24 protein-coding genes and 1 tRNA gene are annotated in these 26486 nt (G+C 42.1%); 20 read left to right on the top strand and 5 right to left on the bottom strand.

Features of this window, described 5'->3' with window-relative positions:
• The first annotated feature begins 203 nt into the window (after nt 1–203).
• The 12 genes from QGN29_RS02705 to QGN29_RS02650 all read left to right on the top strand — a co-directional run bounded on the left by QGN29_RS02705 (nt 204) and on the right by QGN29_RS02650 (nt 12580).
• Complete coding sequence (locus QGN29_RS02705) at nt 204–1475, top strand: polysaccharide pyruvyl transferase family protein (RefSeq protein WP_310799131.1); 1272 nt, start codon at nt 204–206, stop codon at nt 1473–1475.
• The gene (locus QGN29_RS02700; RefSeq protein ID WP_310799130.1) at nt 1468–2703 is read left to right on the top strand and encodes an oligosaccharide flippase family protein; all 1236 of its coding nucleotides are present in this window, start codon (nt 1468–1470) and stop codon (nt 2701–2703) included. Before QGN29_RS02705 ends, QGN29_RS02700 begins: the two co-directional genes overlap by 8 nt.
• The gene (locus QGN29_RS02695; RefSeq protein ID WP_310799129.1) at nt 2700–3959 is read left to right on the top strand and encodes a Coenzyme F420 hydrogenase/dehydrogenase, beta subunit C-terminal domain; all 1260 of its coding nucleotides are present in this window, start codon (nt 2700–2702) and stop codon (nt 3957–3959) included. Before QGN29_RS02700 ends, QGN29_RS02695 begins: the two co-directional genes overlap by 4 nt.
• Complete coding sequence (locus QGN29_RS02690; RefSeq protein ID WP_310799128.1) at nt 3959–5260, top strand: O-antigen ligase family protein; 1302 nt, start codon at nt 3959–3961, stop codon at nt 5258–5260. The genes QGN29_RS02695 and QGN29_RS02690 overlap by 1 nt, the downstream gene beginning before the upstream one ends.
• Nucleotides 5261–6211: a glycosyltransferase family 2 protein gene (locus tag QGN29_RS02685; protein WP_310799127.1), complete on the top strand. Its 951-nt coding sequence runs from the start codon at nt 5261–5263 to the stop codon at nt 6209–6211.
• The gene (locus tag QGN29_RS02680; RefSeq protein WP_310799126.1) at nt 6204–7448 is read left to right on the top strand and encodes a glycosyltransferase family 4 protein; all 1245 of its coding nucleotides are present in this window, start codon (nt 6204–6206) and stop codon (nt 7446–7448) included. The genes QGN29_RS02685 and QGN29_RS02680 overlap by 8 nt, the downstream gene beginning before the upstream one ends.
• On the top strand, nt 7429–7902 hold the full coding sequence (locus QGN29_RS02675; RefSeq protein WP_310799125.1) for a hypothetical protein: 474 nt from the start codon (nt 7429–7431) through the stop codon (nt 7900–7902). Before QGN29_RS02680 ends, QGN29_RS02675 begins: the two co-directional genes overlap by 20 nt.
• Before the next feature lie 118 nt (nt 7903–8020).
• A complete protein-coding gene (locus QGN29_RS02670) occupies nt 8021–8500 on the top strand; it encodes a glycosyltransferase (protein ID WP_310799124.1) in 480 nt (159 codons plus the stop codon).
• A gap of 13 nt (nt 8501–8513) precedes the next feature.
• Nucleotides 8514–9377, top strand: coding sequence for a glycosyltransferase family 2 protein (locus QGN29_RS02665; protein WP_310799123.1), 864 nt, complete (start codon nt 8514–8516; stop codon nt 9375–9377).
• Between the two features lie 9 nt (nt 9378–9386).
• Entirely contained in the window at nt 9387–11489 is a 2103-nt protein-coding gene (locus QGN29_RS02660) for a GumC family protein (protein ID WP_310799122.1), read from the top strand.
• Complete coding sequence (locus QGN29_RS02655) at nt 11461–11940, top strand: response regulator (protein WP_310799121.1); 480 nt, start codon at nt 11461–11463, stop codon at nt 11938–11940. Before QGN29_RS02660 ends, QGN29_RS02655 begins: the two co-directional genes overlap by 29 nt.
• 4 nt (nt 11941–11944) lie before the next feature.
• Nucleotides 11945–12580 carry a response regulator gene (locus tag QGN29_RS02650; protein ID WP_310799120.1) on the top strand — a complete coding sequence of 212 codons (636 nt, stop codon included), beginning with the start codon at nt 11945–11947 and terminating at the stop codon, nt 12578–12580.
• Nucleotides 12581–12693: 113 nt separating this feature from the next.
• On the opposite strand, the gene QGN29_RS02645 is transcribed toward QGN29_RS02650, so the two are convergent.
• The 4 genes from QGN29_RS02645 to QGN29_RS02630 form a co-directional block, all read right to left on the bottom strand.
• A tRNA-Ser gene (locus tag QGN29_RS02645) sits at nt 12694–12783 on the bottom strand.
• A 79-nt stretch (nt 12784–12862) separates the two neighbouring features.
• Complete coding sequence (locus QGN29_RS02640) at nt 12863–13174, bottom strand: chorismate mutase (RefSeq protein WP_310799119.1); 312 nt, start codon at nt 13172–13174, stop codon at nt 12863–12865.
• Nucleotides 13175–13182: 8 nt separating this feature from the next.
• Entirely contained in the window at nt 13183–14031 is an 849-nt protein-coding gene (locus tag QGN29_RS02635) for a S49 family peptidase (RefSeq protein ID WP_310799118.1), read from the bottom strand.
• Between the two features lie 65 nt (nt 14032–14096).
• On the bottom strand, nt 14097–14882 hold the full coding sequence (locus QGN29_RS02630) for a tRNA1(Val) (adenine(37)-N6)-methyltransferase (RefSeq protein WP_310799117.1): 786 nt from the start codon (nt 14880–14882) through the stop codon (nt 14097–14099).
• Nucleotides 14883–15042: 160 nt separating this feature from the next.
• Here QGN29_RS02630 and QGN29_RS02625 point away from each other — a divergent pair, with 160 nt between their 5' ends.
• The 4 genes from QGN29_RS02625 (at nt 15043) to nadC (ending at nt 18913) form a co-directional block, all read left to right on the top strand.
• Nucleotides 15043–16065 carry a polyprenyl synthetase family protein gene (locus QGN29_RS02625; protein WP_310799116.1) on the top strand — a complete coding sequence of 341 codons (1023 nt, stop codon included), beginning with the start codon at nt 15043–15045 and terminating at the stop codon, nt 16063–16065.
• Nucleotides 16066–16968 (top strand): MBL fold metallo-hydrolase, encoded by a 903-nt coding sequence (locus QGN29_RS02620; protein ID WP_310799115.1) that lies wholly within the window; start codon nt 16066–16068, stop codon nt 16966–16968.
• A 94-nt stretch (nt 16969–17062) separates the two neighbouring features.
• Nucleotides 17063–18061 carry a quinolinate synthase NadA gene (nadA, locus tag QGN29_RS02615; RefSeq protein ID WP_310799114.1) on the top strand — a complete coding sequence of 333 codons (999 nt, stop codon included), beginning with the start codon at nt 17063–17065 and terminating at the stop codon, nt 18059–18061.
• A 6-nt stretch (nt 18062–18067) separates the two neighbouring features.
• Entirely contained in the window at nt 18068–18913 is an 846-nt protein-coding gene (nadC, locus tag QGN29_RS02610; RefSeq protein ID WP_310799113.1) for a carboxylating nicotinate-nucleotide diphosphorylase, read from the top strand.
• Nucleotides 18914–18925: 12 nt separating this feature from the next.
• Here the strand turns inward: nadC and QGN29_RS02605 are convergent, their stop codons facing one another.
• Nucleotides 18926–21328: an ABC transporter permease gene (locus QGN29_RS02605; protein WP_310799112.1), complete on the bottom strand. Its 2403-nt coding sequence runs from the start codon at nt 21326–21328 to the stop codon at nt 18926–18928.
• Between the two features lie 155 nt (nt 21329–21483).
• On the opposite strand from QGN29_RS02605, the gene QGN29_RS02600 reads away from it, so the two are divergent.
• From QGN29_RS02600 to QGN29_RS02585, 4 genes are all read left to right on the top strand, one after another.
• The gene (locus QGN29_RS02600) at nt 21484–21939 is read left to right on the top strand and encodes a YaiI/YqxD family protein (protein ID WP_310799111.1); all 456 of its coding nucleotides are present in this window, start codon (nt 21484–21486) and stop codon (nt 21937–21939) included.
• 121 nt (nt 21940–22060) lie between these two features.
• A complete protein-coding gene (locus tag QGN29_RS02595; RefSeq protein ID WP_310799110.1) occupies nt 22061–22696 on the top strand; it encodes a cupredoxin domain-containing protein in 636 nt (211 codons plus the stop codon).
• A gap of 2 nt (nt 22697–22698) precedes the next feature.
• Nucleotides 22699–25089, top strand: coding sequence for an EAL domain-containing protein (locus QGN29_RS02590; RefSeq protein WP_310799109.1), 2391 nt, complete (start codon nt 22699–22701; stop codon nt 25087–25089).
• Nucleotides 25076–26395, top strand: coding sequence for an outer membrane beta-barrel protein (locus QGN29_RS02585; RefSeq protein WP_310799108.1), 1320 nt, complete (start codon nt 25076–25078; stop codon nt 26393–26395). The genes QGN29_RS02590 and QGN29_RS02585 overlap by 14 nt, the downstream gene beginning before the upstream one ends.
• The last annotated feature ends 91 nt before the right edge of the window (nt 26396–26486 follow it).

The following is a 26486-nucleotide window of genomic DNA, read 5'->3' as shown; positions in this document are numbered from 1 at the left end:
AACTATTAACTAACTGTAATTGCTTGTTTTTTATATTCCTCTCCTGTGAAGAAATTTCTAAATTGCCAAAATCATGCAAAGGTTTTTGCAAAACAAAAAACACCGAATAAGTTTAATTTTGATAAAAATTAGTCAATTATTAACTATATCAATGAGTTAGGTCTTAGAGCCAACACTGGCATATCTATTGCCAATATGTTGGTATGAAAAACAACGCAGATATCATTATCGCAGGAGCAGCACCTGATACAGGTAACGCTGGCGTCACAGCTCTTTTAGAGAGCACGATCTTTGGACTATCCTCAAGAGGCATCCAGAACTTTACTATCCTTGATAATGGTAATGGCAACCATCGTCTCAATAGGTCTTATAGTAAGCAAATTACTGTGAACTATCACACTCTAAACATTGGTCGCAGGTGGTATAAATCTACTAATTTAATCAATGCTCTTCTAAAGCAGCAATTAGGTTTGACGTCGCCTTTTACAGATTTGCTGTCGAAAGCAGCAGCGTATTTGGACATCAGTGGCGGTGACAGCTTCACAGATTTATACGGAACAAAGCGCTTTAATCAAATCACACTTCCTAAACGCATGGTATTAAAGGCTGGCATTCCTCTCATTCTTTTGCCGCAAACCATTGGTCCTTTTAAACATAAAAAGTCTCGAGATATCGCACGCGATATTCTGAAAAAATCATCTCTCGTGATTGCTCGGGATCAAGATAGCTTAGAAAGGATAAAAGATCTTGTGGGATCAGCATTTAATCCCAACCAATTTATTTTGGGTTTAGATATGGCCTTTGGATTGCCAAAAGCTTCTATCAATCAGACATCTTTAAAACCTTTATATGATCAGAAGCCTATTGGTATTAATGTCAGTGGTTTGCTTTGGAATGACCCTCAAAATGCGAGGGAACAATTTTCGCTTAAAGCAAATTATAAAAAGACATTAATAAAGCTGATCCATAATTTTGCAGAAAAAACAGATCGTCCTATCCTCCTTATCCCTCATGTTATGCCTGAAGACAAGACAGAGAATGATCTTGTTGCCTGTCAATCGTTGAAAACCTCTTTGCCGGAAGAAATTTCGAAAAGAGTATTCATCATATCTGAATATATTGCACCGCAAACATTAAAAGGGGTCATCAATGAATGTTGTTGGTTCACTGGATCAAGAATGCATGCCACGATTGCCGCCCTTACAAGTGAAACTGCCGTTTCAAATATGGCTTACAGCGTGAAATCAAAAGGCGTATTTGCGCATTATAATAATCAAAATGAAGTCTATGACATGCGCGAATTATCAACGGATGCTTTAGTAGATCAGCTTTTCAAATCTTTTGAAAATCGCCAAAAGATCAAAGCGACGTTGTCAGCCAAACATTCAGCCGTAATGGATTGTTGGGCTTTCCAATTAGAAATGATTGCACAAACAATCCCGCACTTAAAGTCTAGAGGAAAACATTATGCCTAGACTTTCATTCAATAACTTTTGTGCATCCTCTTTAGCGCTGGTCATTGAGGAGGGGTGTATTTTTGCGAGAAATATAGTCATCGCTCGATATTTAGGGGCTGAGACCCTTGGACAATTTGCGCTTATCTTAATGATCATGCGATTGCTATCAATGTCTAGTGATTTAGCAATTGATCGCTATCTCATTTCTCAAACAAAGGTAAAGTTTAAAACTGTTCTTGATACAAGCCATTTCCTCCTACTTGTACGAGGGTGCCTCATGGCCGTCATTATTTTAGTACTGGGACTATTCCAAATCTACGGTTTGGCGTTTCAAACAACGGCTCTAGCAGCGACTATTTTATTACTGCAAGGAACCGTTAATAAAGGCTACCTTGAAGAACAGCGGAATTTATCATTCCAAAAGACTTTCATTTACAGTGCTTTACCTGCGTTTTTGGGTCTCATTACTATTGTCATTCTCTCGCTGATGCAGACGACTATAGACGGTATCTTGTGGGCAGTTTTATGCCAAACTATATTGCAGGTTGCTCTTAGTCATATATTCTCTGATTTTAAGTACAAGCTAGTAATAAGTATTCCGGAAATTCGCCGTTTATTGCCTTTTGGCTTACCTCTAATGCTTGCTAGCCTTGTCATGTTTTGGACAATGCAAGGGGAAAGGTTGCTGATTTCCCTCTCAATGACAGCAATAGAATTTGCGCATTTTTCTATGCTGTTTCAGTTGGCATTAGTTCCCGGCCTTTTAATTGGCAAGGTCGCATTATCTATCGGTCTTCCCTACGCAAATCACGTTAAAATGGACCCATTGGTATTTGATAAACTATCCCGAAGATGGATGATCGGTGCTTCAGTGATTTCAGTATTATTCTTCACAGGGTTCACTGGCTTAGCTAATCCTTTACTGGCTCTATTGTTTGGTGAAAGCTTTCAAAATAATAGTTGGATTGTCATTCTTATTGGATTGATGCAAGCGATTAAACTCCTCAGAATACCCTATTCTGTTTTAAGTCAATCAATCGGCCTTTCTACGATACCCTTTAAAGCAAATTGTGTGCGTCTGAGTGGTACATGTTTAGGTGCATGTCTTTTCTTATATAACTCATCCGTTCTTACTTTGTTGGTATGCGCTGTCCTAGCTGAATTAGCAGCCTTCGCAGCTCAAAAATATTTCTACCACCATTCAACACACTCACATAATCACACTTATAAGGAGATTTTAGCATGAATAGTTTTCAAAAAATTGAAGATGTAGCCGCTAAACGGCTTTGTACTGGATGCGGAAACTGTGCTTTTGCATCTCTTGGAAAAATTAAAATGGTTGAGAGTAAAGACGAAAACAGACGCCCTAAAACTGTTTTACCTCTTAACCAAGAAGAATTGGAAAAAGTTCAACATTACTGTCCAGCTTTAAATTATGAAGCAAAATCACTTCCAGCAACCACTTTTCTTGAAAAAGCTTGGGGACCTGTTCTTGAAGTTTGGGAAGGATATGCAACAGATCCGGTCATCCGCTTTCAAGCATCAAGTGGGGGGGCGATTACCGCACTTTCATTTTTTATGATGGATACAGGAAAATGCGATGGCACTCTTCATATTAAAGCGAGAAAGGATATTCCATATCTTAATGAATCTTCATACAGTTCAACTCTTAAAGAATTACGGGAGGGCTGTGGATCTCGCTATGCGCCTGCAAGTGTTTGCGATCGTTTAGATTTGGTTGAAAACCGTAAGAATCCTTCGGTCGTCGTTGGGAAGCCTTGTGAAATTAAAGCGCTAAATCAAGCCTCATCTCACTCTGCCTTATTGAAGGATAAACTGGGTCTGACGATCTCGATTTTTTGTGCCGGTGTTCCAAGCCATAAAGGAACTGAAGCGTTACTAAAAAGTTTAAAGCCTCGAATAAACTCAACCAATCTAAATTCCTTAAAATACCGTGGGGAAGGTTGGCCAGGTAATATGGTTGCTGCATGGAATACCATAACAGGAAAGTCACATGAGCGCGCCGTTAGTTACGAAAGTGGCTGGGGTGATATTCTTCAGAAACATCGTCAATGGCGCTGTCATATTTGCGAAGATCATACAGGAGAGTGGGCAGATATTTCAGTAGGGGATCCTTGGCAAAATCCAACATCTGAGACAGAAAAAGGCAAATCTCTGATTGTGATCCGAACTGAAAAAGCACGTGTTCTTTTTCATGAGGCCATCCGTAAAGGCTATATCAGAGCAGAGCAAAAAAAGTCAGATATATTATTTAAAGCCCAGCCTAATTTATTTGCAACTAAAGGGGCGGTCTTTGGCCGAATTTTAGCCATGAAATTTATGGGCCTTGCAGCACCTAAACTATCTGCGGCTTCTTTCATTTGTTGGCTCAATCTCCCTTTTAAACAAAAAGGGCAGTCAATCTTTGGGACTGTAAAAAGAATTTACACAAGGAAATTGTATTTACCCAAAGTTCTAAGGGAAATGAAAGGTGCTAATTGATGCGTCTCACTGTTCCCATAGAAAATAGGTATAAAGCGCTAATGCCGCAGAATTTATTTGATTTTTCTCTGCTTACAATACCTATTTTGATTTTACTGGTATCCTTAACACTTCCGCCAGAAATGTCTTTATCGCTTGGATCTTTAAGATTGTCCCCATACAGAATTTGCTTAATTCTGATGATTATACCAGCGATTACTAAGGTCCTAAGTAGACGCGATAATGGGTTTAATATTGTAGACTTTATGATGTTCTTTCATAGTCTCTGGGCCATGATTGCATTGACAGTTAACATGGGCATCGGAGCCGGCATAGAATCGGGCGGCATATATTTTGTAGAAACATTTGGCGCATACATTTTAGCCCGTGCTTACATCAGATCATTGGCTGATTATCAAAAAATAATTGCACTTATGTTCCGCATAGTTTCCATTCTATTGGTCTTTGCCATTATAGAATCATTTTCGGGTGTTCATTTTATAAGAAATGCATTTCAAATGATTATGGGAGGGGCGGGTCCTCATTATATAGAACCCCGACTGGGACTGACTCGCGCTTTCACCTCATTTGAGCATCCCATTCTTTTTGGTGTCTTCTCTGCCTCAATATTTGCCGGGGTCTATTATGTTCTTTTAAATGAGACACTTTCATTCAAGAATTTGAAAAAAATTGGCATTGTGGTCGGCGCAACTTTTTTCTCGCTCTCAGGCGGCCCATACACAGCCCTTGCCTTACAAATAGGGTTGATCGGCTGGGATAAGCTGACAAAGGGTATTCATGGGAGATGGACTATCCTTGCGTCTCTCTTTTTAAGCTTTTGGTTCTTAATCACCTTGCTATCAAATAGGTCCCCTGTGAATGTCTTCATTAGCTATTTGACCTTTAGTGCCAACAGTGCTTACAACCGAATTCATATCTGGAATTATGGATCAGCAGAGGTAGGTCGCCACCCACTATTCGGTATAGGATTGAACGAATGGGTGCGCGCCCCCTGGATGAGCTCCAGTATGGATAATTACTGGTTATTGACCACTGTTCGTTATGGCCTTCCCGCTTTTATAGCGATGATCATTGCTATCCTTATCATTTTGAAGATGATTCATCCTAAGAAGGCGCCAGCTGGCCCCATAAAAAGTGCGAGAAAAGCTTTTGTTGTTACGCTCATTGGAATGTCAATCGCTGGTATAACGGTCCATTTTTGGAATGCATTAATGGTTCAATTTTTCTTTTTTCTTGGCTGTGCGATGTCCCTGAAATCACCCAATAATTCCCCTCTTAATACGTCAGCAATAAGGAGATAAATGATGGATTTATCAATCATTATCGTTAATTGGAATACGAAAGATCTATTAATGAATTGTCTCTCAACAGTTTATAATAAAGTTGAAGATATTCGCTATCAAGTCATTGTAGTAGATAATGCATCAACAGATGGCAGTCAGCAAATGGTGAAAGACTTATTTCCGTCAGTTTTTCTAATAGAAAATGAAATGAATTTAGGTTTTGCTTGTGCCAATAATATTGCGCTATCTGTTGCAAAAGGGCGTCATATTTTACTTCTAAATTCTGATACGTTAGTCTTAGATTCTGTTATACAAAAAAGTGTTCAATATCTTGATCAAACACCACATTGTTGGGCTATGGGATGCCAGGTATTGAATGATGATTGTACCATACAGCCTAGTGCTAGTCGGTTCCCAAGTTTTTTGAATCTAGCTATACAAACACTTGGATTCGATAAACTCAATATTCCTTTTTTTCAACGCTACCGTAAACTAATCAGTAAGCATCAAGCTGCCACAGCAGTTGAGACCATTTCAGGGTGCTATCTAATGGCTAAAAAGGATGCCTTTAATACAATTGGCTTATTGGACGAAAGTTTCTTTTTCTTTGGTGAAGAAACAGATTGGTGTGAGCGTGTTCGAAAAACAGGTTTTGAAGTCCATTACGCGCCTGTAGGCAAAATTATACATTTTGGGGGCGGGAGCTCTCGTCCGCTTCAGTATAGAAGAGACATTCTTCTTACACAAGCAACAGTTAGACTTCATCGAAAGCACAAAGGTCTTTTGGCGAGCTTGTTCGTATACTTTCTTCTGCTTTCTTTTAACCTAAGTCGATGGATGTTTTGGACTTTATCAGCAATGCTGACCACCAAGCCCGCCAACCAAGCAAGGCAAAGGCATTTTCAGAATGTCTGTCTAAACTATCTAAAAGCTTGGCCTTCGAAAAAAGGAGGATTAACTCATGGCTAAATCGATGAATATTCTTGCCATAGCACCTTATATTGATGGGACTGATGTCGGTGAGGCTTGGTGTGCTTATAGGTGGATAAAAGAACTTTCTACACGGGGGAATGTTACTTTGCTCGCAATGGAAAGAGAGGGGCGGAAGGCATTATCAGTTCAGCTACCTAATGTACGCGTTCTCTCTAAGAAAGAGCCTAAATGGGTCCAGCGGTATGAGCGCCTTAATGCTATGGCTAAACTTGCTTATCCAGGTTTTTACTTTTGGGCAAAAAAGCAAATCAAAGAATTGTTAAAAACAGAGACCTTTGATGTTGGGCATCAATTTTCTCCTTTTGCTATTCGTTATCCATCCCCTTTAAAGGCTTTTTCAATCCCTTATGTTCTTGGCCCTTTTTGCGGCAGCTTAGACACACCGAAAAATTTTCGAAAAGAGTGTATGTCGTCAAAGTGGTTTACACATTTCAGAGCCCTTGATCAATTCAGACTCAATTTTGATCCCTTTATGAGGGCAAGCTTAAAAGGTGCGAGCGCGATATTAGGGGTTGCACCTTATGTCAAAACAATGCTTGGTGACACAGCGCTCAAAAAATTTCATCTGATGAGTGAATTGGGGGTCTCAAAAACTTCCACTCGATTTACGTCCTCTCATTCACAAAAGAAAAGCTTTCGACTTTTGCATGTGGGGCGTGGTGTTCGCACCAAGGGACTGCGGGATGTTATTAGAGCTTTATCTCTATTACAGGATCTGAAGTGTCTGCATCTGGATGTAGCAGGCCATGGTGAGGAAACGGAAATTTGCCGCCAACTTTCTATAACCCTTGGGGTTCAAGACCGGATTACATTTCACGGTCAAATATCAAGAAGAGAGGTTGATCAATTATACTGTCAGGCAGATGCTTTCTGTTTTCCAAGTTTCAGAGAGCCTAGTGGAAGCGTCATTTTTGAAGCGCTCAGTTATGGCCTGCCTATCATCGCAGCTAATTATGGGGGGCCAGGTCATGTAATTGATGACACCTGTGGCTTTAAAATTCATGTGACAGATCCAGATCAATATGCGGCAGATATCGCCTCAGCTATTCGCACATTAGTATCGATGCCAATGCTGAATAAACAATTGTCTAAAGGTGCCTATGCAAAGATCAATAAAATCGGTTTATGGAAAAATAAAATCGATACGCTTCTCAACATCTATGAAAATATCCAACTGCCTAAAGGAGACCATTATGTCAAAATCAGTGATTAAAAAGCCAAAAGTATTCGCAATCGCATCCAGTGGTGGACATTGGGTTCAACTCTTAAGATTACAGAGTGCTTTTAAGAACTGTCATGTTACTTATGTTACTGTGCATGAAGAATCAAAGCAGGATATTGCTGATAAAAACGCTAAATTTTATAAAGTCTGTGATGGTAATAGAGACACGAAATTCACGTTAATATTCATGGCAATACAAATATTGTTTCTTCTGGTTCGGTCCCGTCCTGATGTGGTAATTTCTACAGGCGCAGCACAAGGTTATTTCGCATGTCGTTTTGCAAAATTGGTGGGCGCTAAAAGTCTATTCTTAGATAGTGTGGCCAATGCCAGTGAAATTTCATTATCAGCCAAACTCGCACGATCACATGCACATAAAGTTTTTTCTCAATGGCCCGAAGTCGCTAAGAAGTTTGGTATTGAGTATCATGGAAAGGTCCTTTGAGGGCCTTTTCTCTTTCCTATTGTCTCTCGAATACTCCCTTTTGTGCCGAAGGTTAATCACATGGCATGTGGATTGCTCTTAATACTGTATTAACCATAATATATCAGGAGATTATCCCATGATTTTTGCAACAGTTGGTACACAATTACCCTTCGATAGAATGATCCAGTCATTAGATAAATGGCTACAAAATCAAGAGGTTAAGGACTGCTTCGCGCAAATTTCTGATAGCCAGTATAAACCTAAACATATGAAATTTGCGCCATTCTTATCACCTTCTGAATTTGCAAATTTACTTGCAAATTGCAAAGTCATCGTTTCTCACGCAGGAATGGGAACTGTCTTGTCTGCTTTACAAATCCAAAAGCCAATCATCATTATGCCCCGTCTTGCTGCATATGGTGAGCATCGCAATGATCATCAACTGGCTACTACTGAAGGATTGTCAAATAGAGAGGGGATACACATAGCAAATTCCTCAGCCGAACTTCATGAATATCTAGATAATTATCAAGACTTAACCGCAGGTGTAGAAATTTATAATGGTGCCGCGCCTTCTTTAATCAGTCAAGTCTCTGATTTTATCAAATCAGCATAGGAGGAGATTTATTATGCAGCCTATATGTTCAATCCTAATCCCTGCTTGCAACGAAGAAGCTGTCATTCAATCAACACTTCATTCGCTTCTATTAGACGCTAAACCAAATGAGTTTGACATTATCGTCCTATGCAATGGTTGCTTTGATAGAACGGCTGACCTGGCCAGAGAAGTACATAAGGATATCTCCGTAGTAGAGATTAATAAACCATCAAAAACCAATGCTTTAAATATTGGAATATCTCATACAAAAACTGAGAATATTGTTTTTCTTGATGCTGATATAAAAGTTACCGCAAAATCAGTTCGGACATTGATCAAAAACTTAGAACAATCTCAAACGCATCTTGCTTTTGGCCGTGCAGTATTCATAGTTGATCAAGCTTCTTATCTAGTCCGTTCCTTCTACAAAGCGTGGCACCTGAATCCTTATTTCGACGAGGGTAAAATTGGTGGATATTTTGCGCTCTCCAAAGCAGGTATTGACCGACTTGGGACTTTCCCTGAAATCACCAATGATGATGAATTTGTTAAACGCAAACTAACGTCGAGATCCTATGAGCCTCAGGCGGCTTATTATATTGATACGCCGAGAACATTCCCTAGTTTACTCAATGTCAGGTCGAGGGTTTATAAGGGTAATCAAGAGCTAGAAACAGCGAATGCGCAAGGATTTCAGCCTAAACTAGGGTCCGCTAAAAAACGGCACAACGCGTTACTCTTTATGAAACGCATCATTAAAAACCCTCAAACATGGATTGGCGCTCTAATCTTTGCGCTCTCAGTCATCCTTGTTCGGCTTAGAACAAAGATTCAGAGGCAATCCATGATATGGGAAAAAGATCATACAACCCGTAAATCTATTTCTATCGAATAAGTGATTAAGATGAGTACAAGCACTACTAATCAGCAAAACCCAGAAATCCTTTCTCAGGATAATCCAGCATTATGGCAAGTTCAGAGCTTTATAGATGAACATGTTCATGAAGATAATACAACTCTGAATCCTTTAGCTCTGATTGAAAGAATTTTTAGAGATAAAATGAAAAAAAGCATTATGATGATGCTTGCGTTAGGCCTGCTGTTTTTTATCCTTGTGTTTTTAGCAATTGATCCTTTGTATGATAGCAGAGGTCTTGTGCGAGTGGTTGCGCGAGAGCCAAAAATCCTAACCATGGATAGAGATGACAGTCGCCTAAGGCTATATGATGCCTTCGTGACAAGCGAGCTTACTTACATACAAAGTCAAGTTGTTATGCGTCGTGCTTATGAGCTGTATCAAGAGCGAATGAAAGAAAGAGAGAATATCGTGAATATTCGCTCGGTAGGTTCTTTTGCAGATCGATTTACCATCTCTAAAAAGAAGGGGTTAATCGTCTTAAGTGCTTCTTCAACGTCTGCAGAGCTATCTCATCTTTCTTCTAATGCATTATTAGATGCCTATGCTCAACTTCATATGGAGCAGAGTGATACGCGTCAAAATCTTCGCGTTAGAGAGCTAGATATTCGTCAAACAGATTTGATGAATAAATTAAAGCAATTAAATATTGAACTGCTCTCTGTTGGTGAAGAATTTGACTTTCTTTCTCTCTCAAAAGCGCATCTCGCTAAAGTGACACAACTTGAAGAGATCAGCTCAAGGTTAGATGAGTTGTCGAATAGTCTTGCAGAAATGGAGGCTAAGGGAGGTACTTTGGATGCTGATACTGGCGATATGGAGATCAAGCGCGCAACCCTGTTGGATCGAGCTATGGCAGATATGGTTTTTGAGCGTGCTAAGCTCGCTGCCGAACTCAATAAGCGACGCCTACGCTATCAAGAGACACATCCAAAGATACTCAATTTAACAGCATCTATCACAGTGATTGATAAGGCGATTGAAACAAGACGACAATTAATCGCGACTCTAGGTAAAACGGGGGCGATCACTGGGGGAGACGGCGCGAATAAAGAACAGTCGATGGCGGAATTATTTGCATTGAAGAAAAAGCTTCAATTACGAAAAGATGAAATTTCTAAAGATGCCAAAAAGCTCAATGGGAAAATGATTGAACTCAAACGTATCAACGAAGAAAAATCAGTGATCACAGGGATGCTTGCAGAAACAAGACGTGTGCTAGACCAAGTTCGGTTAGAGAGCCGTAATAATATGCCTGGGACTGTTGAAGTTTTATCTAGAGGCAGTTTCCCAGAAAAACCAACGAAAGATAAAAGATTTCCCTTTGCAATTGTTGGGTTTTTATTTGGGTCAGGTCTGGGCGCACTCATCGTTATCGCCTTACACTTCTTGTCCAAAAGATACGAGTTTTCTGATGATATCGAGAAGGAATTAAACCAAAACATTCCAGTGTTAGCTTTTGGACTGCAAGAGCATGAGAAAAAACAAAAGCTAAAATCTTTACTCTCTCGATTAGAGCTCTCAGATCGCTGGAATATTAATAGATCAAATATTGTTTCAATTTCTAGATATGATCCCAACATTGGTGATATTTCAATGGATATTGCCCTTAACGCGAATGAATGTGGCATAAAGACATTGATTATCCAACTCAATGATAACCAGGCGTATGAAGATGTAAAAGGCTTTATGTTTGGGCTGGATAGGAACCAGAAAGTTAACCCGATAAAAATCAAAGACGTAGATTTTATTCCATACGGACGTTTAGAAAAATTCAAAGGATATTCCATTAATAAAGCAATGGAGTGGATAGATCTTTATACGGAGGATTATGATATGATCCTCCTGACATCAAGCGCAAGAGCTGATGATACATCAAGGGATATCGTTTCCAATCTATCTTCCATGAATATTGCCTGTATCCTACAAGGTCAAAGCAAGCAATCTGTCACGTTAGCGCATACTCAACCTATTTTCCCCGTCATGTTTCATGCACTGCCCTCAGATCCCGCCTTAGCAGTCAACAAAAAATCACCATTAGAACTATTAATAGGAGGCCTCCATGGCAAAAAAGAAATTGCTCATAATTGATGATGACCCTCATTTCTCAGGGTTACTCGCACTCAAGCTTAAGAGAAAATTTGAACACCTGACTGTCAGTTGTTTTGATAAAGAAAAAGTGATTGATGGCTATGATATATATGTCCTTGATAACGACTTTAGAGGAAAAAAATGTGGTGCAGATTTAGCAGAAGAAATCCGGAAAAAGTCGCCGAATAGTTTGGTGATTATACTTTCAGCCACACTTGAATTCAAGCTTCTAAAAAGGTTGGTTAACTGTCATGCTGCAGGGGTATTCGACAAGAGTAATCCCAAAGACATAGAGACGTTATTTGCCTTAATCAAAGAGTACCTAAACTATACCGAAACTGATGATCAGCCTTTAGAGGTGAGTTTGGCGACGACTTTAAAAGATATTAAATCTGTCCTGAAGGAATGGAATAAAAAATTGCATTTAGAAGGTCTCAAGGACGAGGGTTGAGCGGATGAAAAACTGTATACTATTGGTTGAGGATTGCAAGGCTATTGCCTTGAAAGCTCACTTAGATTTTAGGCAAACCAATCGGACTGTTTTTCTTGCTGAGGATGGAAAAAGTGCTCTATCGATTTTAAAAAAAAATAGTCAGAGGATAGACCATATCATCATAGACTATTCTTTGCCTGATATGACAGGCCTCGAGCTCATTGAGCGGGCTCTGGCGCTTGGTATAAACCAACAAATCATTAGCGTAATGAGTGCTGAAGAACTGACTGAAAGTCAAAACAACTATCTGCAAGACAAAGCAATCGCCTTTCATTTAAAAAACTGCGATGAAAATTTCTTTCTGTCATTAATTAAGAGAGAGAGTAAGACCATTCATGCAGAACATCATCTATATCAGTCTTTTATTGAAAGCCTCGATAACTTTTCTACATCGCTGACGAACACCATTCAATTTATTGAACTAAGAACGCACCTCCATCAACTGATCGGGAGCTGCAGTCTTTATGGATTTGAAAGACTATCCCAATCCTTAAAAGAACAATCCGTGAAGTTGAATAGAGAGAGTCACAGTAAATCAGACGTGATAAAAGCAGTTAAATTTTTAATTTCTAAAGAACTGGGTCATTTCAATCCATAATAAAAGTCTGAATATACGAACGCCAGTGAGCATAATATGAATAATTTCATTTGTGGGTCAGGTTGTGGGTCGAGGAAAATATTAGTCATAAGTCATTGATTTATATAAGATCATGGCGGAGCGTAAGGGATTCGAACCCTTGAGGGCGTTGCCACCCAACACGCTTTCCAGGCGCGCGCCTTAAACCGCTCGGCCAACGCTCCGCTTTCATCATCTCGAGGCAGAACTGCCTGTTTGAATCGTGCTGCACTATAGCTTTATCTATGGGGCTTGCAAGTCTTTTTAGTCGACCATTTCACCATCACGGATCTGCTCGTGATGACGGATGACTTCTTTAATGATGAAATGTAAAAACTTCTCACTAAAGTCAGGGTCTAAATCGGCACTTTTAGCCAATGCCTTAAGGCGATCAATTTGCTCTTGCTCTCGTGCGGGATCCGCAGGTGGCAGGGCGTGTTCTTTTTTATAAAAGCCAACTTGTTTGGTTATTTTGAACCGCTCGGCCAGCATAAAAACCAGTGATGCATCAATATTATCGATACTTTGACGAAAGCTATTAAGCTGATTTTTTATGTCGTTACTCAACTCAGTCATGGGGTCCCCTATAGTCCAAAGCGTGACCAGTAAGATTTTTCCTCAACTGCACTGATCATTTCTGAGGGCAGAGTAGCGCCCTTTATTCCTGCTGACAAGCCAACCAATTTAGAAAGTCGCGGTTTTTTGTCGCCGATCCATTTGATGGTGGCTTTTGGGCCAAACTTTTCCTTGATGACAGCTCTCAGATCACCTATGTCGTCCACAAGACCCAACTTTACCGCCTCTGCTCCTGTGAAGACATCGCCAGAAAAGAGATGTTCACTTTCGCTTTGCAGGCGTTTTCCGCGCCGCTCTAATACCATGTCTTTAAAGAAACTATGCACTTCTTTGTGGATTTCTTTTAAGCGAGAGACATCGCTTTCCTTTTCTTCAGCGAAGCTGTCGAGCATTGCTTTTCGATCTCCAGCTGTATAAACGCGGCGCTCTATGCCCATTTTTTCCAGAAGGTGAGGAAAGCCAAATCCTGCTGAGATGACACCTATGCTGCCAATGATTGAGACAGGATGGCAGTATATCTCATCCGCCGCCAAGGCAAGCATATAGCCTCCAGATGCGGCGACATCTTCAGCGAAGGCCAGGATAGGGACGTTTTTTTCAGTGGCCATCGCTCTGATGCGGTCGACGATCAACCCACTTTGTACGGGCGACCCCCCCGGTGAGTTAATGACAAGAGCGACCGCTGCAAGACCAGAGATGTTAAAAGCTTCTTTAAGAAGCGGTTCAACGCTTGTCATGTTAATGCCTTGCTTGAATTTACCGTCAGGGCCAATCACGCCGGTTAACCGAAGGGCAGCGACACGAGGTGCAGGCTTTCCAAAGATAGAGGATCTTAGGGCGAAAAGGATTTTTCTCATGGGTCACCCACTGTACTAGGTAGGTCCTGTGCCATATTTTTCATGTGTTTAGTCCTGTTGAATAATTATAATATCAAGGGATCTCCATGCCGTAAGATGGCTTCTACAGCAGGGGTATATCTTTCTTCCTGGCCGTGAAGGGCCATGCCAGGCAGAATAGTCATAGCGCCTCGAACCCCTTTACGGGCTTGGATGATGACACGTTTTGCTGGGACACCCTCTCGCGGCCAAAAAGGCATAAGCTTTACCTCGCCAAACCGGCGATAGAGGCGTGCAATAATTTCATCAGCCCGGTCAGCCCTGTAGACAATAGATAAAGTGCCCTTGGGTTTAAGATTGTAAAGACAATAGTCAATCCAGTCTTTGAGGCTTGCTGTGCTGTCCATATGGGCCAAGCCTTTATTTTCTTGCGGAGGACGCAAGGCTTTTCCCGATGCCAGATAGGGCGGATTTACCATGACATGATCAAAACGTCCTTCGGCCATCCACGTATTGCGGTCAGTTATATCGGCTTTCATGATGACGACATTTGTGTCCATTTCATTGAGCTGAATATTCTGGTTCGCCAAATCTATCATTGTGTCTTGCAGTTCAACCCCTGTGACTTTCACCCCAGGGACACGGCGAGCCAGACAAAGTGAAGCCCCCCCTGAGCCTGGTCCTGGCTCAAGAACATGCTCTCCAGCTTTTGCGGGAACAGAAGCAGCTAAAAGAACCGTATCCATCGAGACACGGTAGCCTTTTTTGGGCTGCTTCAACCGAATTTTACCCCCTAGAAAATCATCTATGGTGAGCTTCTCCTCAAGAGGAGTGTGATGGGTGTCAACTTTAGCGACACTGGTTTGGGACATATACGCTCCTAGACCCATGAAAGTTGAACTAAAATTATACTATATTTTTTTTGGACTGACCAGCCAATTGGGTCAATCTGGGAATCTTCTTGCACCCTCGCCGCACACGCACTATATCTTTGCCAGAATTATATGAGTATAGACTGTGTGGGGCAAGGCGATGACTTCGAACGTAGTATCGATTACGGAAAATAGTAAAAAGGCTCAAAATGCTATTGAGACTTTGCAGGCTCTCGTGGCAGATGATATGGCCGCGGTCAATCAAACTATTTTAGACCGCATGCAAAGTCAGGTCGCGTTAATTCCCCAGCTGGCAGGTCATTTGATTGCATCGGGCGGAAAACGCCTAAGGCCATTGCTGACCTTAGCATCAGCACGAATGCTTGGCTATGAAGGCAAGCGCCATGTAGATATTGCTGCCATCGTTGAATTTATTCATACGGCGACCCTGCTTCATGACGATGTGGTTGATGAAAGCGATATGCGCCGGGGTAAGGAAACGGCAAATAATGTATGGGGCAATAAACCAAGTGTCCTTGTGGGTGATTTCCTTTTTTCACGCTCATTCGAGTTAATGGTTGAAGATGGATCACTCAAAGTTTTGAAAATCTTATCGTCGGCCTCCTCGATTATTGCGGAAGGAGAGGTTCTTCAGCTAGCAGTCATTGGCGATTTATCTGTGGACGAAGACACCTATTTGCAAGTGATTGAAGCCAAAACAGCAGCGCTTTTTTCTGCGGCTTGTGAGGTTGCAGGCGTGATCGCTGAAGCAGGTCATGAGAAAGAGGCGGCTCTTCGTGCTTATGGTGCTAATCTAGGGATTGCCTTTCAGTTGATAGATGATGCGCTTGATTATTCAGCCAAGCAGGCAACGATGGGTAAAGCTGTGGGGGACGATTTCAGGGAAGGGAAAATCACCCTCCCGGTTCTCTTGGCCTCGCGTCGTGGCAGTGATGAAGAGATGACTTTTTGGAAGCGATGTATGGAAGAGCATGACCAGAAAGAAGAAGATTTAACACAGGCACTGGCGCTCATAACAAAGCACCAAACCATTGAAGCGACGGTAAATCGAGCACGCCACTACGGTGATAAGGCCAAAGATGCGCTTGCAATCTTCCCTGCTAATGAGGCACGGAAAGCATTAGAAGATATCGTCGATTTCTGCATTGAAAGAGCCTATTAGATGGGGCTGGACTTTAAGTTCGAAGAAAATCCTGACTATGGCGTAGCGCAGTCGGTGACCCCTCTGGTGACACGGGTGCTCTGCGAAAACCCAAGTCCCTTTACCTATACAGGGACAGGCACTTATCTCATAGGGACAGAAGATTTAGCAATCATTGATCCAGGCCCCCTGAACGATGACCATCTGACAGCTCTGCTGAAAGCAGTGGATGGCCGCCCCGTAAATGCAATCCTTATCACTCATAATCATTCAGACCACAGTCCGCTGGCTATCCGCCTTGCAGAGGCAGTAAAAGCACCGATCCTTGGGTCTGCCCTTCCTGAAAGTTTGAAGATACCAGATGAAGGCAATCCTTTAGATGCCGGCCTTGATCGCCGCTATCGTCCAGATCTAGAAATAGAGGACGGACATCTCGTGTGCGGCAAAGGATGGACACTAAAAACAATTCATACTCCGGGGCATATTTCCCATCACATTAGTTTCTTCTTAGAGGAGGAGAATAGTCTTTTTTGCGGAGATCACATCATGGGCTGGTCAACCAGTGTCATAATTCCGCCAGAAGGGCATCTCAGATCCTATCTGAAAAGTTTACAAGAGTTGATGGAGATGGATCTGGCACGTCTCTATCCTACCCACGGGAAACCCATTGATAACCCCACAAAGTTTATGCGGGCAACCATCGTTCACCGCCATATGCGAGAAGGTCAGATCGTCACCTGTCTCAAGGAAGGGCGTCAGACCATCATGGAAATGGTGACACATATGTATAAGAGTGTAGACAAGAAATTGCACGGTGCTGCTGCACTTTCTGTATCGGCACATTTAATCGCTCTGATCGAAGAAGGCAAAGTCACACAATCTGAACATGAAGACTTGATTTCTGCGACCTTTACCCTCACATAGAAGCAGAAGCAACTTGCATTAAAGCAGTGCCACAGGTAAGACAACTTGCATCAGGGAATAAGAGCCAGAGACAAGTGGCTCCAGGAGTATGAAGATGAATGAAATGTTAGGATCAGGTCTTTTGGATAGCAGCATCGATGTTGTCGCTGAAATAAAACGTCTCCGCGATGAAAAAAATGCAGTTATTCTTGCTCATTATTATCAAGACGGTGCCATTCAGGACATTGCTGATTTTGTCGGAGATAGCCTCGACCTTTCAAAGAAAGCTGCAGAGACTGACGCGGATATGATTGTTTTTTGCGGGGTACGCTTCATGGCTGAAGTGGCTAAAATTTTATCGCCCGAGAAAAAAGTTGTCCTTCCGGATCTTGAAGCAGGGTGTTCTCTCGAAGATAGCTGCCCGCCTGCAGAATTTGCTGAATTTAAAAAACAACACCCAGATCACATGGTATTGTCCTATATTAACTGTTCTGCAGAAATTAAGACCATGTCTGATATTATCGTCACCAGTTCTAATGCTGAATATATTGTCAGCCAAATCCCTGCAGAGCAGAAGCTGATTTTCGCTCCAGATCGTCATCTTGGTGGCTACTTGTCTAAGACATTAAATCGGGACATGGTTCTATGGCAGGGCACGTGTATGGTGCATGAGCTTTTCAGCGAGAAAGAACTGATAAAGTTGAAAGCGCAGCACCCGAATGCGCCTGTGCTTGTCCATCCTGAATGTCCAGATGCTATTGTTCAGCACGCTGATGTTGTTGGATCAACCCGCAAGATTTTAAATGCTGCCCTGAACAGTGAAAGCGAAACACTTATCATTGCAACAGAGCCGGGTATTATCCACCAAATGGAAAAGGCAGCTCCTCATAAAACTTTTATCGGTGCGCCAGGTGCTGATGGCAATTGTAGCTGTAATACATGCCCTTACATGGCTCTCAACACAATGGAAAAGCTCTATCTTTGTCTGAAGAATGAAGGCCCGGAAATTGGTTTGGATGAAGCAACACGTCTTGAGGCTGAAAAGCCGCTTCGGAAAATGTTGGAGATGTCTGAGGCGATGGTCGCCAGTCAACAAGCGACTGTTAAAGAGTAAGTAGCTGTGTCAGATTTCCCGCTATCTATCAAAGAGATAAACAGTTTTATCGAACGTGCTTTTGACGAAGATATTGCCAGCGGTGATCTGACAGCATTTTATGTCATTCCCGAAGAAGCTAAATTGAAGGCTGTGATGAATGCGCGTCATTCCATGACTGTGGCAGGCCTACCGCTCGCTGAAGCAATTTTTCTATCTCTTGATCCCCGTGCAGAGTGTATCAGTCATGTTGAGGATGGCCTAACTGTTAACGACGGCGATCCAATTATGACGATTTCCGGGAATGCTCGGGCTTTGCTTTCAGCTGAAAGGACAGCATTGAATAGTGTCCAGCATCTCTCTGGTATTGCAACGTTAACATCAGAATATGTCGCTGCAATGGGCGAGACAAAGGCGAAGTTATTGGATACGCGGAAGACAACTCCCGGTCTCCGTAAGCTGGAAAAATATGCAGTCAAAATGGGCGGCGGTACCAATCATCGCATGGGTCTGTATGACGCGATTATGATTAAAGATAATCATCTGGCTGTTGCGGGCAGTGTTGAGCAAGCCATTGCCGCGGCGAAAAAGTCAGGCCGGTCCGATATCCAAGTGGAATGCGATACATTGGATCAAGTCCGCGAAGCGGTAGAAGCGGGCGCCAACAGTTTGCTGTTGGATAATATGCCGCCAAAGGTTTTGTCCGAAGCCTTAAAGATTGTTGATGGCCGTATTTCTTGTGAAGCGTCTGGCGGGGTCACCCTTGACACAATTGGCGCTATTGCAGCAACAGGTGTCGATTTCATCAGCGTTGGGCGCCTCACGCAGAGCGCCCCGGCGGTTGATATTGGTCTTGATTATTCTGAAGTTTAAGACAGCTTCTCTCTATTCATAATGAAGTGCTTCAGCAGGCCTGATCTTAATGGCTTTAATGGCATTACTGCTAATCGCGATGAGGAAAAAGGCTAAGCCAAATAGGGCTGCAGCAAAAGTCATCCAAATTTGAGGCTCGATCCGAATAGCGAAATTCGTGAGCCAGTCTTGGATGAAATACCAGCCTGCAATAAGACCAACAATAGTGCCCGGCAGTGCAGGTTTCAAAAGCTGTAGAATGAGTAATTTCAAGATTTCCAAAGTAGAAGCGCCGTGGACTTTGCGGATGGCAATTTCACGGTATTTTTTCACCACAACATAGCGGGCCATACTATACAGACCTGCAAGTGTTAAGATCAGACTGGTGATGGCAGTATAGAGCAATAAACTGGCCATGGTTGAATAGGTCCTATATCCTTCAGCAAGCAGTTCATCTGGAAAATGATATTTAAAAGGTAAGTGAGGGTAGTTTTCTTGCCATAGGGATTGGATAGACTGGATTAAATCAGAAAGATTTTCTGTCTTAAATCTAACAAAGATATGATTAGTATAAGACTTACTCGGGACAAACATTAATGCATCTATGGGCCGTTTAGTATATGTAGAGGTTTGAAAATCCGCCACCACACCAGCGACTTCATAACACCATTGATTGTCCGTTGGTTTCGCATTGGGCTGAGGGAGAGTATAAAGGCATGTGCTAATCATTGACTCAGGGGTGTCATAGCCCATTTTACGCATCATTTTTTCGTTCACAACAACGTAAACGGTATGCTTTTTCTCAGATGTATCAGCTTTTGAATTAGCGCTTGGAATACGACCTGCTAACAAGGGGATACCCAGCAGTTCAAAATACCCTTTCTTGTATAGACTGTTCATTTGTGTAACAGGGTCGCCTGATTTTGGATGAATAATCCTGGCTATATTTAGGCCTGTTCTCATGAGTGGGGTAAGGCTTGATTGTGCTGTTTGAAGAATATCAGGCAACTGGTTTAACTGTTTCTCCAAATAATCATGCTTCGCATTAACATTTTTGCCCCATGTTTCCCCTTGAATGTAAAGGAGACCATCGGCTTTAAAGCCCATGTCATTTTGCTGGAGGGAGGTCAGTTGATAATAAATAAGGGCGGCAGAAAAGCTGAGGCCCAAACCGATAGCAAACTGAAAGAAGATAAGGATAGATCTTAATGTACCGCCTCCGCCAGCGACGGTTCTTTGCTGGGATAGTAGCAAAGTGCCTGCTTTATTTTTTGAAATGAGGAAAGCGGGATATAGGGCCGATAAGAGGCCAATGGCGATAGATATACCCCATGCAATAGATAGGTGAGGGATTCGATGCTTCGCAAAGAGTTGAAAATCATTGCCGAGCATGGACCCAATATAATCCATTAGCAGCGCAGCAAGGCCAAGGCCACTACAAAAGGCAAGGGTTGTTAAGAGGATGGCCTCAATAAAATAAGATACTAGCAGGCTGGTTTTACTGGCCCCAAAAATCTTTCTTAGTGCAATATCTTTCGCCCGGCTTGAGAGCATGGAAGTGCTCATAGAAATATAGCTGCTTACCGCGATTAAGAGCATGAGAAGAGCTGAACCGAAAAGCCCAATTAGTGTTGAATCATTCCTTTTATTGATGAGTTGATTGAATTTATCACCCTCAAGAGTTTTGATCTCATAGGATCCCTTTTTGTATCGCGCTTCAAGTGGAAAGGCTGTATCGATATATGTTTCTAGACTATTCCAAAATGAATCATCCTGAAAATCAGCCTTTAGTTTAATAAATACTTGTCCGCTATGGGCGTTTGTAGATTGCTGAATTGGGATGAAAAATTTATACGCATGTAGATCTGAATTTGAAGGCAATGTGGGTACAACGGCCACAACTTTGAAATTGGTTCTTTCTTCTTTTGTGATGAATTCTATGACATTACCAATGGCGCTCTCAGACCCATAAAGGCTTTCTGCCATAGATTTGGTAAGGATAATTGTCTGTGCTTCTAATTGCGCTTGTTCTAAAGACCCTTCGATGGCTTCCATTGGAAAAACAGTAAAGAAATTTTTATCTATAAACGCCCCGTTTCTTTCTACAAGAGTTTGATCAATAATTAATTTTCTATTGCTCCAGCCTGGTAATGTGACGCTTTCTGTGGACGGGGAAAAGCTGCTGAGTTTTTCTTCTGAGTTAATTGGAAAACTATATGTAAAGCGATAATTATTGCCAAAATATCCAAAGCGCTGAAGCTTGTGTATACGATCAGAGCCAGACCAATTAGAATCTGAAGAATAGGCGTCCCATAAAACAATACCAGACAATAAACAGAGTGCAAAGGCAACGCTCAGGCCAATAATATTCAATAAGCTTGTTGCTTTATTTTTAAGTAAGGAACGCACTGCTTGGCGGCTAGAATGAAAATCCATCGGTCTCTCTAAAAATCGTTTCTCAAAAAAAAAGCACAAAAATAAACACTAAATATTCAGATACTATGGATAGAGGATTGAATTAAATCAACCTAAAAATGTCTGGCAATCTTTTTGTGTCTATGCTCAAACATCTTAGAGAATGAGGAATATCGATGAAAAAACCTACCCTATATGTTGATGCGGATGCCTGCCCAGTTAAAGAAGAGCTGCTAAAAGTTTCTTATCGCCATCAGCTGCAGGTCTATCTTGTCTCAAATCAATGGCTGCGGTTAGAAGTGGGGCCGCTTGTTGAGAAAATTGTGGTGCCAGAGGGGCCAGATGTGGCAGATGATTGGATTGCGGAGCGCGCTGGTGAAGGCGATATTGTGATTACGCAAGATATCCCTCTCGCAGATAAAGCAATAAAAGCTGGTGCGTTGGCCATTGGTAATACAGGAAAACCATTTACCACCGATAACATTGGGATGGCCCTCGCAATGCGTGACCTAAAGCAGCACTTAAGGGAAACAGGTGAGGGCGGTAATTATAATGCGGCTTTCTCGAAAGCGGATCGATCAAGGTTTTTGCAAGAATTGGATAAAATGGTTCTACAGTTAATGCGATCCTAAAGCCATCTTTGCAAAAAGAAGACCACGCGCCTTTTTACAGGATATCACAGAGAGTTGATTCATAGACTGTTAATAACCCTTATATAGTATATGAAACCATTATACAGGATCGGGGGATTAAATGAGACAAGTGTTCATCAGCTTTTTACTGCTTTTTTCCATAGTCAGTTCTGCAGAAGACTTAACTGTCCGTGTCACAGGGGCAGATCAAAAGGCGTTGCCTCACTCTGTTGTTTCTCTTAAGCCTTTGTCGGGACAAGAATTTTCTCGTGTAGATCTCAAGAAAGATATGACCCAGCAACAATCACTTTTTACCCCTTTCATTCTCGCGGTTCAAAAAGGTCAAAAAGTCCAATTCCCAAATAAAGATCCTTTTCGTCATCATGTATACTCTTTCTCAAAGGCAAAATCGTTTGAGTTACGGTTGTATGGTGAGGATGAAGAAAAGCATGTCGTCTTTGAAAAAGCAGGTGTTGTGGCACTAGGGTGTAACATTCATGATAATATGCTTGCCTTTGTTTACGTGACAGAAGACCCCGTCTATCAAAAGACAAATGCTGAAGGATCAACCTCTTTCAAAGGTTTACCCGAAGGGGACTATGAAATGACGGTTTGGCATGTGGATCAAAAAAGCCGCAAGCCCTATAAAAAAATGATTACAGTGAATAAGCAGTTGCAGGCTTTGTCTGTGGAGATTACCATCAAAAAAAGAAGACAGATTCAGAAGAAGCGTAATGCCAGCGGTGGAATTTATTAGACATGGTAGATGATCAAAAATCAATGATCACTCGTTTTATAGATAAGGTTAGAGAGTCTTCTCAGCCAGGCTATGTGATTAGCTTGCGTAGACAAATTACGCTGATGTTTTTGGTGCTTTTTGCAATTGTTCAAATTGCTCTGATTACAGTAAATTATTTCACATCCAGAACAACCGTTATAAGCCGTATTAGTAATGACCTTGATCATTCTGTATCCTCCTTTGATCGCATTATTAGTGATCAAAAAGACCACCTCTATTTGCAGGCAGATTTACTCTCGAAAGATTTTGGTTTCATTGAGGCTTTCGCAACCAACGATACAAGAACGACCAAGTCTGCCTTAAAAAACATTAAGGCCCGCGGGGATACAGACATTGCGCTTGCCATAGACCTTGATGGCAAGGTCATTGCCCAGGTCAGTGAAGGGGAAGATCTGGACATCATGGCGCAATTGACCATGGATGAATTGATTGAGATGGCTGAAGCAGAGAAAGCCTTACCCTATTTCATGGTCAGCGGGGATAGATTATATGAGCTTGCGGTGGCGCCTATCAAAGCCCCAATCTTAACAGGGGTTATGATCTTTGCCATTACCTTGAATGATGACCAAGCCGAGTTAATTAAGTCTTTCTCTTCTAAGGACCTTGATGTTGCTTTTGTTCATTCTATAGACGATAAATGGCAGGTCAGTGGGAATACAAATGGCCCAGAGTTCATCAATTTTTTTGTGTCCGATGCCGTCAGCAAAGAAAATCTTGGCAGTCGGGATCGCATTCGTTTCCAAAATGATGAGTATATGGTGCGCTTTCTACCTCTGACAGGCGTAGGGTTTGATACGCAACAATATCTCTTGCTTTCCACCTCTCTTGATTTGGCTATGGAAGAATATCTTCTTCTCTTTATTGCTCTTGTCGGCGTTGGATTTTTAGGATTGATTAGCCTCTTTGTTGGTAGTTATCTTTTGTCAGACCGTATTAGCGCACCGATTACCCGTTTTGCTTCTGCGGCGGCCAAAGTCGCTCAAGGCAAATATGCCCCCCTTGAAGTGTCCGATAGTTACCGCGAGGTGAATAATTTGGGACAAAGTTTTAATCATATGATTAAGGCGGTCAAAGAACGTGAGAAACAAATTACCCATCAGGCCAGTCATGATCAGGATACTGGACTGCCCAATGGCCAATATATGGATCAAGTGATGCAAGGCTATCTACAGCAGAATAAGTCTTTTGCTCTGGTCATTGCTGAGATTCAAAATTTTCACGATTTGCGCGTTGTTCTTCCGCACGGCCATTTAACAACATTGATGCAGTCCGCTGGTCACCGCCTTGAAAAGCTAACAGGCGTAGAAGTCGCGCGATTGTCCACTGATACATTTGGGTTTTTAATCCCCAATGCTGATATGGCAAAGACGCTGATGCGCGGCGTTGTAGATGGATTTCTTGCCCCTATATCACTTGATGACCGTAAAGTTGATCTCAATCTTTTACTTGGAATGGCGATTGCCCCTGATGACGGAACAGTCACAAATGATTTGATGTTGAATGCGCACTCTGCCCTTGATTTTGCTCGAACATCGGGTGAGAGTTTTGTGATCTGCAATGAAGAGCATAAAAATTCACAAGAGAAATATCTGTCTTTGATGAGTGATCTTCGGGAGGAATTGTCACAAGGCCATGTAAAATTTGCGTTTCAGCCTAAGTTGAATTTACAAACTGGCGACGTGTTCGGCGCTGAAGCTCTAATTCGGTGGATTAGCCCAAAGCATGGGTTTGTACCACCTGATGAGTTCATTACGATGGCCGAGCAAACAGGGGATATAAAACATCTAACATCATGGGCGCTGGGGCAAATTATAGAACAGGTCGGAAAATGGAAAAAAGAATTCCCTGAGTTTCTTGTGGCTGTCAATTTGTCTACCCGAGACTTGCAGAATGAAAATCTTCCTGATTTACTGAGAATGATTACAAGAGAATTTGAAGTGGCCCCTGAAAGGATCTGTTTAGAAGTGACAGAAAGTGCCGTCATGGGGGACATGAAACGGGCCCTCAAAATTTTAAATGAACTTGCAGATATGGGTTTTTATCTTTCGATTGATGATTATGGGACGGGATATAGTTCACTTGCTTATATTAAAAAGCTTCCCGTTCATGAGTTAAAAATTGATAAAGCCTTTGTGCTGAATCTTGCAACCAGTCCTGAGGATCAAATCCTAGTGCAGTCCACTATTGATTTGGCGCACAATTTAGGCATGAAAGTTACGGCAGAAGGGGTGGAAGATGAGCAATCTCTTGCCCTTTTAAAACAATATGGCTGTGATTGTGCGCAGGGGTATTTCATCTCTCGACCAGTATTTGTTTCTGAATTTGAGGATTTTTGCCGTGATCAGAAATAGTCATATCCTTTCATCCGTCATTGCTGCATCGCTATGCAGTCTATCAAACTATGCGGTGACTTCTGTGCATGCAGCGGATGAGAAGGCCATTGATGTCGATTTCAAAATTTTTGGAGATGTTCGGACTTATGGTGTTTCTGGTGAACGCAGTTGGTTCGATAAGTGGCTAGGGAAATCTCGCTACGGAGAAAAGCGTGATAGAACAAGCAGCACTGACTTGACACTTGCCGAACTCTCACTCTTGGCGCAGGCTAAAATTGGCTGGGATTGGTCTGCTTTTATTCATGCCTCTTATGCGCCTGAATATGAACAAGATCTGGATCTCGTGGAAGGCTTTATAGCCTATAAGCCAGCGCCCAAAGGCCTCTGGTCATATGAGGGACGTTTGGGGTTGATGTTTCCTCATATCTCACGGGAAAATGATGGGGTCGCTTGGACAACACCCTATTCGATTACGCCGTCTGCAATCAATAGCTGGGTCGGTGAAGAAATAAGAACCATGGGTCTTGAAGGCACAATCAAACGACGGTTTGAAACATTTGACCTATCCTTTACAGCCTCTCTCTTTGGCATGAATGATACAGCTGGGACTCTGCTCCATTTTAGAGGATGGGCACTGGGCGATTTTAAAGCGGGAGCTTTTTCAAATGTGCCGTTGCCGAAAATCCCAGCGATTTATGGGATCTCTGATTCCAGCGGCAACGAGATTGAACCGCCTTTGTTTGGCATGCAGGCCCGATATTCAAATCCAATCCTGGAACTTGATGATAATATAGGATTTTATGCTGCTCTTGACTGGACAGATAGACAAGGCCTGTCTTTTGGGGCTTATTACTATGATAATAAGGGCGACCCTACGGTGGTAGAAGAGGGTCAGTATGGATGGCGCACACGGTTTGTAAACCTCTATGCGGACTATGAGACAGAGACAGAGTGGACGTTCATTTCACAGTATATGCTCGGGACGACGGTTATGGGTATTTCTCCCACTCATCCGGACATGTTCCCTGCCGACAGCAAATATCAATCTGCCTTTATACTTGCGAGTAAGGCCATAGATCAGTGGCGATTTACCAGTCGTTTTGATTGGTTTAAAGTGACGGATAGAAGCTATGTTCTTCAAGATAATAACAATGAAGATGGATGGAGTTATACAGGCGCTGTATCCTATACACTATCAGATAATTTCACCTTAATTGGAGAATGGCTGCATATTCAAAATGAACGCCCGGATCGATTGCGGATCAACCTCCCTCTGAAGACAAAAGTGAACCAGCTTCAACTCTCTTTGAGATTTCAATTTTAAGCAAAAAAATAACCTACAGTGCCCTGAGCATTTTTTGGTGAATCTCTTCCTCCCTTTCTGCTTAGAATCATGATACCTTAGGCTGTATTTT

Origin of the sequence: Temperatibacter marinus, from assembly GCF_031598375.1 — a bacterium.
GTDB lineage: Bacteria > Pseudomonadota > Alphaproteobacteria > Sphingomonadales > Kordiimonadaceae > Temperatibacter > Temperatibacter marinus.
The sequence above is the reverse complement of the archived record's forward strand: the minus strand, read 5'-3'. Positions and strand labels throughout refer to the sequence as shown.

What these genes read in the sequence shown, in the direction of transcription:
- QGN29_RS02705 (WP_310799131.1), top strand. Translation starts at nt 204, where the DNA reads ATGAAAAACAACGCAGATATCATTATCGCAGGAGCAGCACCTGATACA.
- QGN29_RS02600 (WP_310799111.1), top strand. Translation starts at nt 21,484, where the DNA reads ATGAAAAAACCTACCCTATATGTTGATGCGGATGCCTGCCCAGTTAAA.
- QGN29_RS02630 (WP_310799117.1), bottom strand. Translation starts at nt 14,882, where the DNA reads ATGTCCCAAACCAGTGTCGCTAAAGTTGACACCCATCACACTCCTCTT.
- QGN29_RS02625 (WP_310799116.1), top strand. Translation starts at nt 15,043, where the DNA reads ATGACTTCGAACGTAGTATCGATTACGGAAAATAGTAAAAAGGCTCAA.
- nadA (WP_310799114.1), top strand. Translation starts at nt 17,063, where the DNA reads ATGAATGAAATGTTAGGATCAGGTCTTTTGGATAGCAGCATCGATGTT.
- QGN29_RS02640 (WP_310799119.1), bottom strand. Translation starts at nt 13,174, where the DNA reads ATGACTGAGTTGAGTAACGACATAAAAAATCAGCTTAATAGCTTTCGT.
- QGN29_RS02650 (WP_310799120.1), top strand. Translation starts at nt 11,945, where the DNA reads ATGAAAAACTGTATACTATTGGTTGAGGATTGCAAGGCTATTGCCTTG.
- QGN29_RS02605 (WP_310799112.1), bottom strand. Translation starts at nt 21,328, where the DNA reads ATGGATTTTCATTCTAGCCGCCAAGCAGTGCGTTCCTTACTTAAAAAT.
- QGN29_RS02590 (WP_310799109.1), top strand. Translation starts at nt 22,699, where the DNA reads ATGGTAGATGATCAAAAATCAATGATCACTCGTTTTATAGATAAGGTT.
- QGN29_RS02700 (WP_310799130.1), top strand. Translation starts at nt 1,468, where the DNA reads ATGCCTAGACTTTCATTCAATAACTTTTGTGCATCCTCTTTAGCGCTG.
- QGN29_RS02690 (WP_310799128.1), top strand. Translation starts at nt 3,959, where the DNA reads ATGCGTCTCACTGTTCCCATAGAAAATAGGTATAAAGCGCTAATGCCG.
- QGN29_RS02635 (WP_310799118.1), bottom strand. Translation starts at nt 14,031, where the DNA reads ATGAGAAAAATCCTTTTCGCCCTAAGATCCTCTATCTTTGGAAAGCCT.
- QGN29_RS02695 (WP_310799129.1), top strand. Translation starts at nt 2,700, where the DNA reads ATGAATAGTTTTCAAAAAATTGAAGATGTAGCCGCTAAACGGCTTTGT.
- QGN29_RS02595 (WP_310799110.1), top strand. Translation starts at nt 22,061, where the DNA reads ATGAGACAAGTGTTCATCAGCTTTTTACTGCTTTTTTCCATAGTCAGT.
- QGN29_RS02675 (WP_310799125.1), top strand. Translation starts at nt 7,429, where the DNA reads ATGTCAAAATCAGTGATTAAAAAGCCAAAAGTATTCGCAATCGCATCC.
- QGN29_RS02620 (WP_310799115.1), top strand. Translation starts at nt 16,066, where the DNA reads ATGGGGCTGGACTTTAAGTTCGAAGAAAATCCTGACTATGGCGTAGCG.
- QGN29_RS02670 (WP_310799124.1), top strand. Translation starts at nt 8,021, where the DNA reads ATGATTTTTGCAACAGTTGGTACACAATTACCCTTCGATAGAATGATC.
- QGN29_RS02685 (WP_310799127.1), top strand. Translation starts at nt 5,261, where the DNA reads ATGATGGATTTATCAATCATTATCGTTAATTGGAATACGAAAGATCTA.
- QGN29_RS02680 (WP_310799126.1), top strand. Translation starts at nt 6,204, where the DNA reads ATGGCTAAATCGATGAATATTCTTGCCATAGCACCTTATATTGATGGG.
- QGN29_RS02665 (WP_310799123.1), top strand. Translation starts at nt 8,514, where the DNA reads ATGCAGCCTATATGTTCAATCCTAATCCCTGCTTGCAACGAAGAAGCT.
- QGN29_RS02660 (WP_310799122.1), top strand. Translation starts at nt 9,387, where the DNA reads ATGAGTACAAGCACTACTAATCAGCAAAACCCAGAAATCCTTTCTCAG.
- QGN29_RS02655 (WP_310799121.1), top strand. Translation starts at nt 11,461, where the DNA reads ATGGCAAAAAAGAAATTGCTCATAATTGATGATGACCCTCATTTCTCA.